The organism is Amycolatopsis sp. NPDC004368 (genome assembly GCF_053602515.1).
Window position 1 is genome coordinate 307,273 of sequence record NZ_JBSGDT010000001.1, and the last position, 15,920, is coordinate 323,192.

13 protein-coding genes are annotated in these 15,920 nt (G+C 67.9%); 8 read left to right on the forward strand and 5 right to left on the reverse strand.

Annotated elements, in window-relative coordinates:
• Nucleotides 1-375: 375 nt before the first annotated feature.
• A complete protein-coding gene (locus ACWEOE_RS01430) occupies nucleotides 376-2,676 on the reverse strand; it encodes an oxidoreductase (RefSeq protein WP_452002283.1) in 2,301 nt (766 codons plus the stop codon).
• A 271-nt stretch (nucleotides 2,677-2,947) separates the two neighbouring features.
• Between ACWEOE_RS01430 and ACWEOE_RS01435 the strand changes: the two genes are divergently transcribed.
• The 4 genes from ACWEOE_RS01435 (at nucleotide 2,948) to ACWEOE_RS01450 (ending at nucleotide 6,205) form a co-directional block, all read left to right on the forward strand.
• Nucleotides 2,948-3,460: a hypothetical protein gene (locus tag ACWEOE_RS01435; protein ID WP_452002286.1), complete on the forward strand. Its 513-nt coding sequence runs from the start codon at nucleotides 2,948-2,950 to the stop codon at nucleotides 3,458-3,460.
• A gap of 14 nt (nucleotides 3,461-3,474) precedes the next feature.
• Nucleotides 3,475-4,062, forward strand: a complete 588-nt coding sequence (locus ACWEOE_RS01440; protein ID WP_452002289.1) for a DUF3558 domain-containing protein — start codon at nucleotides 3,475-3,477, stop codon at nucleotides 4,060-4,062.
• 1 nt (nucleotide 4,063) lies between these two features.
• Nucleotides 4,064-5,320: a hypothetical protein gene (locus ACWEOE_RS01445; protein WP_452002291.1), complete on the forward strand. Its 1,257-nt coding sequence runs from the start codon at nucleotides 4,064-4,066 to the stop codon at nucleotides 5,318-5,320.
• 138 nt (nucleotides 5,321-5,458) lie between these two features.
• Nucleotides 5,459-6,205 (forward strand): ESX secretion-associated protein EspG, encoded by a 747-nt coding sequence (locus ACWEOE_RS01450; protein WP_452002294.1) that lies wholly within the window; start codon nucleotides 5,459-5,461, stop codon nucleotides 6,203-6,205.
• Between the two features lie 702 nt (nucleotides 6,206-6,907).
• On the opposite strand, the gene ACWEOE_RS01455 is transcribed toward ACWEOE_RS01450, so the two are convergent.
• The 4 genes from ACWEOE_RS01455 to ACWEOE_RS01470 all read right to left on the reverse strand — a co-directional run bounded on the left by ACWEOE_RS01455 (nucleotide 6,908) and on the right by ACWEOE_RS01470 (nucleotide 11,301).
• A complete protein-coding gene (locus ACWEOE_RS01455) occupies nucleotides 6,908-7,681 on the reverse strand; it encodes an amino acid ABC transporter ATP-binding protein (protein ID WP_452002297.1) in 774 nt (257 codons plus the stop codon).
• A complete protein-coding gene (locus tag ACWEOE_RS01460; protein ID WP_452002299.1) occupies nucleotides 7,678-8,631 on the reverse strand; it encodes an amino acid ABC transporter permease in 954 nt (317 codons plus the stop codon). The genes ACWEOE_RS01455 and ACWEOE_RS01460 overlap by 4 nt, the downstream gene beginning before the upstream one ends.
• 24 nt (nucleotides 8,632-8,655) lie before the next feature.
• Complete coding sequence (locus ACWEOE_RS01465) at nucleotides 8,656-9,582, reverse strand: ABC transporter substrate-binding protein (protein ID WP_452002301.1); 927 nt, start codon at nucleotides 9,580-9,582, stop codon at nucleotides 8,656-8,658.
• Between the two features lie 297 nt (nucleotides 9,583-9,879).
• The gene (locus ACWEOE_RS01470) at nucleotides 9,880-11,301 is read right to left on the reverse strand and encodes a M20/M25/M40 family metallo-hydrolase (protein WP_452003318.1); all 1,422 of its coding nucleotides are present in this window, start codon (nucleotides 11,299-11,301) and stop codon (nucleotides 9,880-9,882) included.
• 360 nt (nucleotides 11,302-11,661) lie between these two features.
• Here ACWEOE_RS01470 and pdhA point away from each other — a divergent pair, with 360 nt between their 5' ends.
• The 4 genes from pdhA to ACWEOE_RS01490 all read left to right on the forward strand — a co-directional run bounded on the left by pdhA (nucleotide 11,662) and on the right by ACWEOE_RS01490 (nucleotide 15,908).
• Nucleotides 11,662-12,867 (forward strand): pyruvate dehydrogenase (acetyl-transferring) E1 component subunit alpha, encoded by a 1,206-nt coding sequence (gene pdhA / locus ACWEOE_RS01475; protein ID WP_452002304.1) that lies wholly within the window; start codon nucleotides 11,662-11,664, stop codon nucleotides 12,865-12,867.
• On the forward strand, nucleotides 12,867-13,859 hold the full coding sequence (locus ACWEOE_RS01480) for an alpha-ketoacid dehydrogenase subunit beta (protein ID WP_452002307.1): 993 nt from the start codon (nucleotides 12,867-12,869) through the stop codon (nucleotides 13,857-13,859). Before pdhA ends, ACWEOE_RS01480 begins: the two co-directional genes overlap by 1 nt.
• A gap of 9 nt (nucleotides 13,860-13,868) precedes the next feature.
• Nucleotides 13,869-15,191: a dihydrolipoamide acetyltransferase family protein gene (locus tag ACWEOE_RS01485; RefSeq protein ID WP_452002310.1), complete on the forward strand. Its 1,323-nt coding sequence runs from the start codon at nucleotides 13,869-13,871 to the stop codon at nucleotides 15,189-15,191.
• A gap of 150 nt (nucleotides 15,192-15,341) precedes the next feature.
• The gene (locus tag ACWEOE_RS01490) at nucleotides 15,342-15,908 is read left to right on the forward strand and encodes a TetR/AcrR family transcriptional regulator (protein WP_452003321.1); all 567 of its coding nucleotides are present in this window, start codon (nucleotides 15,342-15,344) and stop codon (nucleotides 15,906-15,908) included.
• The last annotated feature ends 12 nt before the right edge of the window (nucleotides 15,909-15,920 follow it).

Consider the following 15,920-nt stretch of genomic DNA (forward strand, 5'->3'; position numbering starts at 1 on the left):
CAGCTCTCGCCGGTAAAATGGACCTTGGGGGAGCCCCCTGAGGGAGGGTGGGCGGCCCCCGCGCACCGCGATTGCCGTCTCGTGGGTGATCGCGGTTAACAGGTGCACTCCGGCACCGCCGGTGCGGGTCAAGGGACCGCGCAGGGTTTTGCCGTCCACCGCGATCGCCCTGGGGCTTGGTCCTCTTGATCGAGGCTGGTCCGGCGTCGTGTTCGCACAGCCAGGTGGCCTCGTCGAGGAGGCCGCCGTCGATCCGGTCGGCGACCCGGTGTTCATCCGGTGGCACGTAAACGTGGGTCGTAGCGTGCGCCGAGCACCGCCAGGACCTGCTGCGGGCGTCGGCAGCAGGCAGGCGATCCCCGCGTAGCACGCAGCTCAACTGTCCCGGCGAACCATCCGTCCGAACCCGGCCGCCACCGTCGTCGCGAGCAGCCAGCCGGACACCGTGAAGCCGGCGGCCACCCAGTTGTCGGCGCCGTGCATGTACCAGCGCGACTTGTTGCCGAAGTCGACGATGGGCACCAGCAGGTCGGCCGTGTAGATCACCGGGTTCCACTGCAGGCCCGTGTCCTGCTGGTTGACCAGACACCGCGGCCCACTTACGGCGTAGCGGCCGGGGTTGCGCACACAGTCGTCGCTGCCGAGGCCGAACCACAGGCTGCCGAGGACCAGCAGCGTCAACAGCCAGCCGAGCGCGCGAACGGGCCGGTAGCCGTAGCCGACCATCGAACGTTGCAAGAAGCTCCACAGCCGAACGCCGGGACCGAAGATCTTGAACCCCTTGGCGAGCGCGTCGTAGCGGAATTGCTGCTTGCGCAGGCCCACGGTGGAGGCGTGTTCTTCGTTGCCGGCCGCGCGCAGGGTCGCGGCGAGCTGGTCGTACGGGCCGGGGCGGTAGCCGCGCATGGCCTTGCTCAGCAACGCGATGCGGTGGTCGAGACCGCGGTCGTCGTCGAGGGGGATGCCGCGTTTCAGGGCGTCGTAACGGAAGTCGTCGAGCTCGATGCCGTCCTCGGCGGCCCAGAACTCCTCCGTGTCGCCGAGCGTGCCGCAGTGCGCCCGCCGCAGCACGACGCGGCCGGCGGGCGGGGTGTGGAAGCCGAAGAGGAACTCGTCGGCCGTCACGTCGCTCGCGTCGAGCGCGACCCCGTGCGGGGGCAGGGAGCCGAGCTCCGCGCCGCCGAGTTCGAGGCGCCGCGCGATCTGCGCGCCGTCGAGGTTCACCCCGCCCTCGGCGACGAACGCGCGGTCCTTGTTCGACGTCAGCACCAGGTCCCGGCCGATGCGCGCGGTGCGCACGTCCAGCGAGAAGCTCGACGACGTGCGTTGTCCCGGCTCGGTGAGCTTGCTGCCGTAGAGGTTCACGCTGCCGCCGACCTCCACGCCCTGCAGGCGCACCGTGCCCTGCAGCGTCGCGTCGGTGAGCTGGAAGTTTCCCGCGACCTTGGCCCGGCGCGCGGAGAAGACGTCGCGGCCGGGGTGCAGGAACATCGAGTTCCAGGCGAGGAAGTTGCCGCCGACCTGCACGTCGGCCATGCGCAGCTGCCCCACGGGCACCCGCAGGCTGGTGGCCTCGACGTCGCCGCCGATGGTCGAGCCGTCGAGGTGCAGCGCGCGGTCGTAGTACGGGGTGGCGCGGCCGCGGGCCATCTTGATCTCGGCGCCCGCGAGCCGCAGGGAGCCACCGATGCGCGCGTTGACCATGCGCAGCGTGCCGAACGCCTGCAGCCCGTCGGACAGCTCCAGGTTCCCGTCCACCTTGAGGCGATCGGCGACGAGCGCCGGCCGCGGGTCGAGGTACGGGTCGTTGGACTTCCACGCGTCCACAGCCACGGGCCCGCGCTGGTCCACGTTCAGCCGCGCTTCCCGCAGCACGATGTCACTGTCCACAGTGGCGCTCGGGAAGTACATGATCCCCTTGGCGGAGAACCGCTTTCGTTCGGCCGCCGGACCGTAGTTGTCCACTTCGCACAGCAGGCTGCCGCCGATGTGGATGCCGTTGCCGTTGAACGCGAAGCCCTCGGGGTTGTCGAACGTGGCGCCGGAGAAGTTCACGTTGCCGCCCGTGCGCATGCCCGGCACGCGCACTTCGCCGCGCGCCTCCAGGCGGTACGCGAGCAGCGCGCCGTGGATCTCCAGCCGGTCGGCCTGGATCGCCTTGCCGTGGGGGTGCTTGATCGTGGTGCGCGTGAGCACGACCGACCCCTCGATCACCGCGTCGGTGAGGTTGACGGCGGCGTTGGGCATGCCGCGCTCGCGATCATCGCCGCGCATGATCGTCGTCTCGGGAATCTCGTCGGCCTCCGGCCCGACCTCCACCACGCTCCGGATCAACCGCACATCGTTGCGGCTGCGGAGGTTGCGCGCCTTCAGCCCGGGCAACCAGCACTTCCGGAAGACGAGCCCCAGCACGTTCGCCTCCCGCACATCCGGCGGAAACTCGAACCGGCAGCGCTCGAAGCGGAACAGGTACCCGAGCTCGGCGGCCCGCAGGTCCAGCGTCCCGGTGATGTACGCGTCCTCGACCTGCACGATCGGTGCGTTGGTCGCCTGCCTGCGCCACCTGAGGATTCCGCCGGTGCCGGGCCTCAGCAGGTCCGCGGCTTTCACCTCGTAGCGCTTGTCGGGCACCCCCGCGAACGGATCCAACGGCGGCAACGTCGTGTCGGTCGGCACGGGTCCCCTCGCTCGCTGGTGGTGAGTACCAGCGAATCGGAAGGGAGGGGGAATGGCAAGCGTCCCAATGGAGTAGCGGCGCTTTGTTGGCGGATTGCCAAGTTCGTGCTGGTTTTCAACGCTTGACGAGCTGTTTCGGGCCGCCGGGTGATCTTGTGGAACCGGTCATGGAGGCTCGTCGTCCCTGTTAAGGTCACTTGCTGGAGCTGAAGCTGAACACAGGGTAGGCCGTCCCCTCCGACGTGGGCCGGCCCGTGCGGGGAGGCACGACATGCCAGACGGACAACCCGGCCAACTGTCGGGTTTGCAAAACGAGCTGGTCACACCGGGGCAGGTCACGCCACCACCGGCGGGTGCGCCGACGGTGCCGTTGGCGGGTGGCCAGACGGTGACGTCGGGGCCGCCTCCGGACTACAGCGCACTCGGCGCGAGTCAAGCAAAGGCAGACTTCGCGGCCGCGTCGGGCGGCGGGAGCTGGGAGTTCGACGCTCCGTCGATGGACAAAGTCATCCAGCAGCTGGAAGACAGCCTCAACGACGACTACTCACAAGCGCGGACCGTCGCCGCACAGTTCGCCCAGCTCGGTTATCCCGGCTCGGACCAGGTGAGCAAGGACTACATGGGCGCCACCGGTCGTGCCACCATCGCGTACAACCAATTCCTCAGGGGAACGGTCGACTTCCTTTCGTCTTACGTCGACACCCTGAAGCAGATCCGCACTGCATACGTGAACCAAGATCACGCCGCGATTGACGCAATTCGCAGCGCCGGGAAGGTCGATTGATGCGAATCCGTAACGTGTACCAGCTCGCCCTCGTGGGTTTTGCAGCATTGGTCGTGGCTGGATGCGGGAGTTCGACAGCAGGTCAACCGACGCCCGCCGCGCCGAGTTCGCCCGCCGGCGACCCGATGCTGGCGCCCAAGGTCGACCATCCGTTGACGGTTACCAAAGCCTTCGAGGACGACCCTTGCTCCGCGTTGCCCACCAGCGAGGTCGAAAAGGCTGCAGGCAAGGTCAAGGGTACCGCGATCGCGCAGTCGGTCGTCGGTAAGTCGTGCCAGTGGAACTTCGCCGACAACACCGGGAACGTCAGCGGTGGATTCTTCTCGGGCAACAAACGTGGCCTCAACAGCCTCTACCTCGAAAACCAGGCCGGGCGCCTCTCGACCTTCGCACCACACTCGCCGGTTGAGGGATACCCGGCTGTCGTTTACAGCGCTGGAGACGAGGGCCCTGGTTCATGCATCTTGGCGGTCGGCGTTCGCGATGAACTCACGTACACGGTGAACACGCAGCTGCGGACAGGAAACCCCTACCTGACGGACCCGTGCAAGATGGCCGAGCAGGTCGCCGCCGCCGAGATCACCCGACTGAAGGCCAACTGAGATGCCGCAAACCGGATTCGACATCTACCAACAACTGCACAACCCCGGTGACACGAGCGGCCTGGACGCCATGGGAGGAGGGTGCGGGCAGCTCAGGAACATACACAACGATGTCGCCGAGAAGCTGACCACCAGCCAGACCACGCTGAACACTTTCTGGAAGGGCCAGGCTGCCGACACCGGCAGCGCGGGGCTGAGTCCCCTGATCAACACCTCTCGAACAGCCGCGCAAAAAATGGACACAATGCGGCAATCGATCGAGGAGCAGTCTTCAGCGTTTACGTACGTGAGAAACAATGTCGTCCAGGTCGACCAAAATCGACCGGACGACGACACCATCGAAGACTGGCTTTCGATCGGCGCCAGCGACGACGAGATCAAAGCCGCGCAATTCGACAACGACACCCACAAGAACGTCGAGCTCTACGACGGTTATCACCAGAGCAGTCAGCCGCGAACGGACACCATGCCGGCCGACTACCCGGCGGCGCACGACCCCAATGTGTCAGCCGGCGGGGTCACACCCAATCCCATCGACACCGGCGCATCCGGTGGAACGCACGCCGCCGACAGTGGCACTCACTCGGCCGGCAGTCACATCGGCGGGCCGAGCAACTACAACGCTCCACCTGGAGCCGCGGGATATCAGGCGCCCCCTCCACCGGGGCATTCGTCGACCGGTGCGCAGACTCCACCCGTCGTGCCCGCGGCGAATGCCAGCACGACCGCCGCGTTCGCGGGGCCGACGCAGACGCCGGGTGGGCCCGGATCGTCGTCCTGGCAGGGACCGGGCGGGACCGGCGTCAACGCGCCCGGCGGCGGGGGCGCGAGTGCGTCCTCGCTGGGCTTCGGACCTGTCGGAGGGTTCGGGCCCGGCAGTGGCGGATTCGGCCCAGACGGTGGTGGCAGCGGAAGCAGCCGTGGTTTCGGTCCTGGCGGCAGCAGCGGCTTCGGCCCCGGCGGCTCGGCGAGCGGCGGTGCAGCCGGAGTCGGCCGTGGTGTCGGAGCAGGGGCGGGCACCGGAGCCGGCGCGATGGGCGAGGGCGCAGGCACCGCGCGGCCCGGCGGCATGGGCGCAGCCGGTGCCAAGGGCCAGCCCGGCATGAGCGGTGGCATGGGTGCCGCCGGTGGGAAGGGTGGCAAGGGGCCCGAGGACGAGGAGCACCAGCGCAAGATCCTCCTCTCCGAAGAGGACCCGGACTCCATCTTCGGCGGCTACGACGGCAACCGCCCGACGCCGCCGGTGATCGGGGCGTAGGGGCGCACCGGGCTGGGTGATCTTAGGAAAAGTGCCGTTCGGGGAACGGCGCGCCCTGATAGTTTCACGTAACGAAATGGGTATGGGACGGAGAGTAGCGGCTCCGTTTGCGGCAGGTCTGCCAAGGGGGAGTGGGAAGTGCTGCGCAAGCCGGTGGAGCTGAGCCTGCAGACGTACGAGGTGTTGCTCGAGCGGCTCAACCTCGGAGACATCCACCCGACGCTGGTGCGCGGGGCTCTGTGGTACTCGCCGGACGAGCGAAAGCAGCTCGCGGCCGACACCGACGCCGAGCTGAACCGCCGCGGCCTCATGCGCGGCGGCCGGCTGGACGACGACTTCGTCGAGGCCCTGCAGCTGCTGCAGCGCCCCGGGGTCGAGTACTACTCGTGGGTCAAGTCCGACGGTGGCGAGCGGACCGTACGCGCCGCGGCGAGTGGGCGGGATGCGGTGACCGTGGTGGCGGTCAACCAGGTGCTCTACATCGCGCCGTGTTCGGCGGAGGCGTTGGCGCGGGAGTTCGCGTTGCTGCTGCCGGAGGCGCCGCCGGCGCGGATCGCCTCGCTGAACTGCTCCGATGCGGACTTCAACGCGATCAAGAGTGGCGTGATCCCGAGCAAGACGAGCCCGAGCATTCGCGACGCCAAGCTGGTGGTGCAGTGGCTGCGCGCCCCGAAGACCTACTTCGGACGGCTGTACGTCGCCGTGCGGGACAGCCGGGGAAAGCGCTTGCGCAACGACAACCCGCCCGGCTGGATCGACACCGAGCAGGGCCGCATTCTGTTCGGGGTGGACAAGTCGGGGTGGATCAGCCTGGCGGGGGCGGGGCCGCAGGATGTGGTGAAGAAGGTGCAGCAGCTCGAGAACGAGTTGCGCGGCGGACGCTGAACCAAGCGCAACAGCGGCGCTACAACTTCGCAAGGAAAGGTAGGTCAAGTGAAACACGATGCTTCGTGTCAAGCCTCTTGATCGGCGTCGCGGAATCACTCGTCTCCGCATGCGCTGGGTCAACTAGCGGCCACGCACTTGCGGCGGCGGCGACGGCCGGCGAAGCCATGCTGGCGCCCAAGGTCGCAAAGCCGCTGACGAACACGGACCGCTTCGAAAACGATCCCTGTGCAGCGGCGACTGTGGAAGAAGTCGCTCGACTCGGCAGACCGGTCAAGGGAACCAGCGTCTACGAGGCAACGCCCGGAAAACCTGTCAATGGACCTTCGGCAATGGCACCGGAAACATCGCGGGTTCGTTCGTCACCGCCAGCAAAGCGGGCCTGAACAGCCTGTACCTCCAGGACCGAGACGGCGCTTTGACGACTTTCAAGGTCGTCTCTCCCGTTGAAGGGTATCCAGCAGTCGTGTATAGCCAGGGGGACGGGGGCCAGGCAACTGCGCACTGGCGGTTGGTGTCCGCGACGACCTGACCTACACGGTCATCACCCACCTCCGCAACGGCGATCCCCAACTGTCCGACCCCTGCAAAATAGCCACTGAGTTGAGCGCTGTTGCCCTCAACCGGTTGAAGGCCGACTGATCACGCCTTTACCGAACAGCAGTGTGGCCACCTCCCTCAAACGGGAAGCGGCCACACCGTTCACGCGTTCGGGCTCAGCACCCGCGCCAGGAACGACTTCGTGCGTTCGTGGCGCGGGTCGCCGATGACCTGGTCCGGGGGGCCGGACTCCACGACGACGCCGCCGTCCATGAAGAGGACCTTGTCGGCCACCTCGCGGGCGAACTGCATTTCGTGGGTGACCACGACCATGGTCATACCGTCTTTGGCGAGTTGGCGCATGACGCCCAGGACGTCGCCGACGAGTTCCGGGTCCAGGGCGGACGTGGGTTCGTCGAAGAGCATCAGTTTGGGTTGCATGGCCAGGGCGCGGGCGATGGCGACGCGCTGCTGCTGGCCGCCGGAGAGCTGGGCCGGGTAGGACGATGCTTTGTCACCCAGGCCGACGCGGTCGAGGAGTTCCAGGGCACGCGCGCGAACGTCGGATTTGCGTTCTCCGCGGACCTGGACGGGGGCTTCCATGATGTTCTCGAGCGCGGTCATGTGGGGGAAGAGGTTGAAGCGCTGGAACACCATGCCGATGTCCTTGCGCTGCAACGCGACCTCTCGCTCCCTCAGTTCGTGCAGCTTGTCACCGCGCTGCTTGTAGCCCACGAGGACGCCGTCGACGTACAGCCGGCCGGCGTCGATCTTCTCGAGGTGGTTGATACAACGCAGCAGCGTCGACTTGCCGGAGCCGGACGGGCCGATCAGGCAGAGCACCTCGCGTTCGTGGACCTCGAGGTCGATTCCTTTGAGGACGTCCAGCGATCCGAAGCTCTTGCAGATCTTCTGCGCGGAAACGACTGGCGTCATCCGATACCTCCGCTGCCTGGGCGCCCGGCCCGGAATCCGAACATCCGGGTGGCCCACTTGTTCTTTTCAGCGGTACTCCGTGACGTACCACGAGAAAAGTACCGCTCGATCCACATCTGGACGACGGTGAGGATCGACGTCATGAACAGGTACCAGATCACCGCCACCAGCAGCAGCGGAATGGTCTTGAAGTTCTGCGCGTAGATGGTCTGCACCGCGACCATCAGCTCGAAGTACCCGATCACCACGACCAGCGATGTCGTCTTGAGCATGGAGATCGTCTCGTTGCCCGTCGGCGGGATGATCACCCGCATGGCCTGCGGGAGAATGATGCGCCGCAGGGTCGTCGTGCGCTTCATGCCCAACGCCGATGCCGCTTCGAGCTGGCCCGTGTCGATGGACGAGATACCGCCACGCACGATCTCCGCCATGTACGCCGCTTCGTTCAGGCCGAGGCCCAGCAGCGAAGCGGTGAACTGGTTGATCAGGGTGTTGGTGTCCCACGAAACGAACTCCGGCCCGAACGGAATACCGAGTCCGAGCCGCGGGTAGGCGAACGCCAGGAAGTTCCAGAACACCAGCTGGGTGATCAGCGGGGTGCCCCGGAACAACCACACGTAGATCCCCGCCGCGCCTTTCATGAGCGGGTTCGGGGACAGGCGCATCACCGCGAGCAGCACACCCCCGACGATCCCGATGAGCATCGAGATCACGGTGAGGATCAAGGTGTTGGTCAGGCCGCGTAGCACCCGGTCGTTGAACAGGTAGTCCCACACCACCGGCCACTGCAGGTTGTCGTTGGTGACGACGCTGCGCACGACGATGAACGCCAGGAAAAGGATGATCACCCCGGCCACCCAGCGCCCGTAGTGGCGCACTGGGACGGCCTTGATGGGCGTGGTGTCGACCGGCGCCTCCACGGTCGGAGGCGCGTCGAAGTTACTGGACACGAGAACTACGTCCTATCTGCGACCTCAGGACGCCGGGTTGATCTCCGACGTGGTCACCGCGCCCGCACCGGACAGGCCCCACTTGTCGAGGATCTTCTTGTACGTGCCGTCGTCGATCAGTGCCTGCACGGCCTGCTGCACGGCCTTGGTGTAGTCACCGCTGTCCTTCTTGAGCACGATGCCGTACGGCGCCGTGTCGTAGGGGGCGCCGAGGACTTCGAGCTGGCCGCCGGTCTGCTTCACCGCGTAGTCGATCACGGGGGAGTCGGCGAGCTCACCCTGCACGCGCTTCGCCGTCAGCGCGAGGTTCACGTCGGTCTGGGCCTGAAGCTGCGTGACCTCGATGGCGGGCTTGCCGGCCTTGGTGCAAGCGTCCGACCGCTCCTGCAGGTCGTCGACCTGCGTGGTGCCCTTCTGCACGCCCATCTTCTTGCCGCAGAGGTCGTCGAGGTTCAGCCCGTCCGGGTTGCCCTTCAGCACGGCCAGCGAGGTGCCCGCCTTGTAGTAGCTGACCATGTCGACGGTCTGCAGGCGCTCGGGGTTGATGCTGAACGACGACATCGCGAGCTCGTACTTGCCGGCCTGGATGCCGGGGATGATGCCGTCGAAAGCGGAGTTCTGGAACTCCATCTTGAGGCCGAGCTTCTGGCCGATCGCGGTTCCGAGGTCGACGTCGAAACCGGTGATCTTGTCGTTCTCGTCGATGAACTCGTTCGGCGGGTAGCTCTGGTCCTGGCCGACCAGGATCTTGCCGTCGCTCGTGACCGACGCGGGGACCATCGCCGCGAGCTTGTCGTCCTTGGCGACCGCCGGGATGTCCGACGCGCCCCCGGGCGCCGCGGCCGACGAGCTGCCGCTGTTCCCCGCGTCTGGAGCCCCGCTGCCGCCCGCGCCGCAGGCCATGGTCAGGCCGACCAGCGCGAAAGCCGGGAGAAGGGCGAGTGCCTTCATCTGGTGTCCTCGGGCCACTTCGTCACTCCTCGTAGTTCTCAACTGTCGAGAGCACGCATATTGCCACTCGTAAGCGGGTAAGCACAGCACCTGTACGTTACGGGGCAGCATCACCCTGCGCAGCCGTGACGGCCCGTATCAGGGGAGATGCGAAAAGTGTGTGGTTCATACCACAACACGTCTACTGTGGAGCTCCGAGCGCGGGAAACAACCAACAGCCCCATCAGGTAGCGACCAGCTGCCCTCGACGAACAGCAACGGCCCCGGCGCCGAAACACCGGGGCCGCCCGTGAAAAATCAGCTGCGCGCGTGGGCGTCCAGGATGTGTGCGACGGCCTCGCTGACCTGCTGTGCGTAGTCGAGGTTCAGCCATTCGTCGGGCACGTGCACGTTCGAATCGGGGCCGAGCGCACCCGTGGCCAGGAACTGAGCGTTCGGGTACTTCTCCCCCAACAGGCCCATGAACGGGATCGACCCGCCCATCCCGGTGGCCCGGTGAGGCCGGCCGAACACCTCGTCGCTGATGCGGCGCAGCGCGGCCGTGAACCAGGGCGCCTCCTCGGGCGCGTTCCAGCCGTTCTCGCCCGTGGCGCCTTCGTGGATGGTCACCGAAGCGCCGTACGGCACGTCCGTGGTCAGCACGCGCTTCACGGCCTCCAGCGCCGGAGCGGCGTCGGCCGTGGGCGGCAGGCGGAAGCTGAGCGTGAGGGTGGTGCTCTCGCGCAGCACGTTGCCGGCGTCGGCCGGGAGCGGGAAGCCGTCGGCGCCGATGATCGACAGCGTGGGCCGCCAGGTGTTGTTCAGCAGCAGCTCCACGGCGTCGTCCGACATCGCGCGACCGCCGCTGACCAGCGGGATCGACGTGCGCAGAGAGTCACCCGCGACGTCGGCGACCGCCTCGATCTGGGTCAGCCGGGTCGCCGGCACCTCGACGTTGAGCTCGGCCAGCTTGATCTCGCCCGTCTCGGCGTTCTCGATGCGCTCGAGCAGCTGCCGCAGCACGCGGAACGACGAGGCGACCACGCCGCTGGCCAATCCGGAGTGCTGCGCGGTCGCGAGGAGCTGCACGGTGACGGTGAGGCGCAGCATGCCGCGCAGGCTCGTGGTCAGCCAGAGCCGCTCGTAGTCCATGCCGCCCGAGTCGAGGCAGACGATCAGGCCGACGTCGCCCAGCCGCTCGGACAGGTGCTCGACGTACGCGGGCAGGTCGGGGCTGCCCGACTCCTCACCCGTCTCCAGCAGCACCACGGCCCGCGCGTGCTCCCCGCCGGCCGCGCGCACGGCTTCCAGCGCGGACACGGCCGCGTAGCCGGAGTAGCCGTCGTCGACGGAGCCGCGGCCGTAGAGGCGCCCGTCGCGGATCACCGGGGTCCAGGGGTCGAGACCCTCGGACCAGCCGCCGACCGGGGGCTGCTTGTCGAGGTGGCCGTACATCAGCACGGTCGGCTTGTCCGTGGCGCCCGCGGTGGCGGGCACGTCCACGTACAGCAGCGGGGACCGGCCCTCGAGCTGCACGACCTCGATCGACACGCCCGCCAGGTCGCGCCCGGCGATGAACGTCTTCACGTGTTCGACGGCCGCGGCGAGGTGACCGCTCGCGGCCCAGTCCGCGTCGAACGCCGGGGACAACGCCGGGATCGCGACGAGCCCCGAAAGGCTCGGCACGATGTCGTTGATCCACGTCGACACGACGGTTTCACGTACGGATTTCTGTTCCACGCCAGTCATCCTGCCACGGTGACCGACGTCACGACCCCTGCCGAGACGGTGAAACCCGCCACCCGAACGCGACCGGTGCCCGCTCGGTGACGCCTGGTGGGCGGCGGTGCGGATTCCCGATCATCGTCCGTCCCATACTCGGATCTCCCAGCGTTTTGCCTGCTCAGACGCCCGAGTCTCAGCAACAAATCAGCATCCGCGGCTCACCATCGCGTGAAGCTTCGTGCCAGGATGGCGGCGAGAACCGTCAACGCCGACGATGGCCAGGCGCCCCGGACCCGGGGCGTGGGTCCCCGCCGGTGCAGTCGCTGTGGCCGCCACAAGCGGCCACCACGGCGCCGACACCGAGGAGAACAACGCATGCCGTCCGAACAGTGGACGCACCCCGAACCTGGGGACGGGCCCGCCGCCGTAGCGGCCAAGCCCTCGCCCGAACAGGTGATCGCGGGTCTGCGAGCAACGAGCGAAGGTGGCGCTGAGCTGACTCAGCTGCTCACCCCCGAAGGCCAGCGAATCCCGTCGCCGCAGTTCGACAAGTACGTCGAGGACGTCGACGACGAGGTGCTGCGGAACCTCTACCGCGACATGGTGCTGGTGCGCCGCGCCGACCGCGAGGCCAACGCGATGCAGCGCCAGGGGCAGTTGGGGATCTGGGTCCCGCTGCTGGGCCAGGAGGCCGCGCAGATCGGCTCCGGCCGCGCGCTCAAGCCCACCGACATGGCGTTCCCGAGCTACCGCGAGCACGGCGTCGCGTACACGCGTGGCGTTGACCTGCGCGAACTGCTCGGCATCTTCCGGTGCACGGACCACAGCGGCTGGGACTACAAGGCCCACGGCTTCCACCCTTACACGATCGTGATCGGCAACCAGGTGCTCAACGCCGCCGGGTACGCCATGGGTCAGAAGTTCGAGGGCAAGGTTGGGGACGACGAGGGCGAAGCCACCATCTGCTACTTCGGCGACGGCGCCACTTCGCAGGGCGACGTGCACGAAGGCTTCGTCTGGGCCGCCGTCTACGACGCGCCGCTCGTGTTCTTCTGCCAGAACAACCAGTGGGCCATCTCCGAGCCGACCGAACGCCAGTCGCGCCTGCCGCTGTACCAGCGCGCCCGCGGCTACGGCTTCCCCGGCATCCGGGTGGACGGCAACGACGTGCTCGCCTGCCTCGCCGTCACCCGCTGGGCGCTCGAGGAGTGCCGGCACGGCAACGGCCCGGTGCTGATCGAGGCCTTCACCTACCGGATGGACGCCCACACCACCACCGACGACCCCACCCGTTACCGGCTCTCCGACGAGCTGGAGGAGTGGAAGCTCAAGGACCCGATCGAGCGCGTGCGCGCCTACCTCGCGCGCGGCGGCGGTGCGGACCACGGCTTCTTCGACGCCGTGCAGGCCGAGGCCGATGAGTTCGCGGCGCAGCTTCGCGACTACACGTTCAACATGCCGGAGCCGCCGCCCGAGCGGATCTTCGCCAACGTCTACGCCGAGCCCTCACCGGCGCTCGAGGCGCAGCAGAAGGAATTCCTGTCCTACTTGGACGGTTTCGCGACGGCGGGTGAGCACTGATGGCCGAACCGCAGAAGCTCACCATCGGCAAGGCCATCAACCTCGGCCTGCGCCGCGCGATGGAAGAGGACCCGAAGGTCCTGATCATGGGTGAGGACGTCGGCAAGCTCGGCGGCGTCTTCCGCATCACCGACGGCCTGCAGAAGGACTTCGGCGAGCAGCGCGTGCTCGACACGCCGCTGGCCGAGTCGGGCATCATCGGCACCGCCGTGGGCCTGGCCGTGCGCGGCTTCCGGCCGGTGTGCGAGATCCAGTTCGAGGGGTTCATCTTCCCCGGGTTCGACCAGATCTCCTCGCAGCTGGCGAAACTGCACTACCGCACACAGGGCAAGATCAAGATGCCCGTGGTGATCCGCGTGCCGTTCGGCGGCGGGATCGGCGCGGTGGAGCACCACTCGGAGTCGCCCGAGTCGCTGTTCTCGCACATCGCCGGCCTGAAGGTCGTCTCGGTGTCCAACGCGGTCGACGCCTACTGGGGCATCCAGGAGGCCATCCGCTCCGACGACCCGATCCTCTTCTTCGAGCCCAAGAAGCTCTACCACTCGGGCGCGCTGAGGATGGAGGTCGACACCGACGCGTCGCCGGGGCGGGTGTTCGGCTCGCGCGTGGTGCGTGAGGGGACCACCGCGACCGTCGTCGCCTACGGTCCGTCGGTGAAGGTGGCGCTCGACGCCGCCGCGGCCGCCGAGGACGAGGGCAAGTCGCTCGAGGTCATCGACCTGCGCACGCTCTCGCCGCTCGACCTGGGTCCGGTGTTCGAGTCGGTGCGCAAGACCGGCCGGCTGATCGCCGTGAGCGAGGCGCCGTCGGAGTCTTCGCTGACGTCGGAGATCGCGGCGCGCGTGCAGCAGGAGTGCTTCTACTCGCTGGAATCCCCCGTGCTGCGCGTCGCCGGTTTCGACACGCCGTACCCGCCGGCCAAGCTCGAGGAGCACTACCTCCCCGACCTGGACCGGGTGCTGCACGCCGTCGACCGTTCGCTGAGTTGGTGAGAGGGGAACATGCCCGAGTACAAACAGTTCCCCTTGTCCGACACGGCGGAGGGGCTGACCGAGGCCGACATCCTCGCGTGGCACGTGAAGCCGGGCGATGCGGTCTCGGTCAACCAGATCGTGATCGAGGTCGAGACGGCCAAGGCCGCTGTCGAGCTGCCGATTCCGTGGGCCGGGGTGGTCACGGAGCTGCACGTCGAGGTGGGCCAGACCGTTGAGGTCGGGGCTCCGCTGCTGACGTTGGACGTGGATCCGGGTGGGCAGGCAGCTCCGGCTCCTGCTGCCGCTCCGGCTGCTGCCGAGGAAGAGATGAAGCCGCTGGTCGGTTACGGCTCGAAGGCGGTGGAGACGAAGCGGCGGGCGCGTAAGGGTGCTGCTGCTCCGGTGCCGGCCTCTTCGGTTGCCGTCGCTCCGCCTGCGCCCGTGGCTCCCGTCGCGCCGGCTCCCGTGGCTCCGGCCGGCGGTTACGTGCCCCTGGCCAAGCCGCCGGTGCGCAAGCTCGCCAAGGACCTCGGCATCGACCTCCACGCGCTCACCGGCACGGCCGACGGTGGTGTCATCACGCGTGAGGACGTCGAACGCGCGGCCCACGGTTCCGCACCGTCCACTGCAGATGCAGCGTACGACTCCGCCACCCGTGAGCGGCGGATCCCGATCAAGGGCGTCCGCAAGGCCACCGCGGCCGCGATGGTCCAGAGCGCCTACACGGCGCCGCACGTCACGGAGTTCCTGACCGTCGACGTCACGCCGATGATGGAGCTGCGCGAGAAACTCAAGACATCCCGTGAGTTCAGCGGCGTGAAGCTGACGCCGCTCGCGTTCGCCGCCAAGGCCGTGTGCCTCGCGGCGAAGCGCACGCCCGACGTCAACGCGGTGTGGGACGAAGCGGCGCAGGAGATCGTCTACAAGGACTACGTGCACCTGGGCATCGCCGCGGCGACCCCGCGCGGGCTCGTGGTGCCGAAGATCTTCGACGCCGACGCGATGTCGCTCAAGCAGCTGGCCGTCGCGCTGACCGAGCTCACGGACGTCGCGCGCGAGGGCAAGACCACGCCCGCGGCGATGCTGGGTGGCACGTTCACGATCACCAACGTCGGCGTCTTCGGCGTCGACACCGGCACGCCCATCATCAACCCGGGCGAGTCGGCGATCCTGGCGGTCGGCGCCATCCGCGACACCCCCTGGGTCGTGGACGGCGAGATCAAGGTCCGCAAGGTGATGCAGCTGTCGCTGAGCTTCGACCACCGCGTGGTCGACGGCCAGCAGGGCTCGGAATTCCTCGCCGACGTCGGCGCACTGCTCGCCGACCCGGCGGTGGCGATCACGTACTGACGAGAACCGGTTGCGGCCCGGTGCTTTCCGGGCCGCAACCGGCTCACCGGTTCCCCCTTGAGTCGACGGCCCGATGCGTTGTCCAGTTGACGGAGTGAGCACTCACTCCGTACGGTGGTTTCCATGGACACGAGGAAACGCGCGCCGGGAATGGCGCCCGACGACCGCCGCCGGATGATCGTGCGCGCGGTGTTGCCGCTGGTCGTGGAGCACGGCCGCGGTGTCACCACGGCGCAGATCGCCCGGGCGGCCGGCATCGGCGAGGGCACCATTTTCCGGGTGTTCGAGGACAAGGACCAGCTGTTCGACGCGTGCGTGGAAGCCGCGCTCGACCCGGGGGAGGCGGTGGAGATGATCGGGGAGATCCCGGGTGAGCTGCCGTTGGAGAGACGGCTCGCGGAAGCCGTCGAGGCGTTGACCGCGCACTTGCAGCGGGTCGGTGCCGTGATGGCCCGGGCGGCGGTGGGCCGGCCGCGGCCGGAGGAGGCACGCAACCGCAAGTCCGTGACCGGCGACAGCCGGCGGGAGTCGATGGAGGCGATGCAACGCGCGGTGCGTGAGCTGTTCGTGCCCGACGCCGATCGCTTGCGGCTGCCCGTGGACAAGGCCGCTTCGCTGTTCCTGTCCATGTTGTTCGCGCACGGCCGGGCCATACCCGGTTCACCGGACACCGCCGAGCTGATCGACGTTTTCCTGCACGGCGCGGTGTCGGCGTGATCCCAGGCGGAC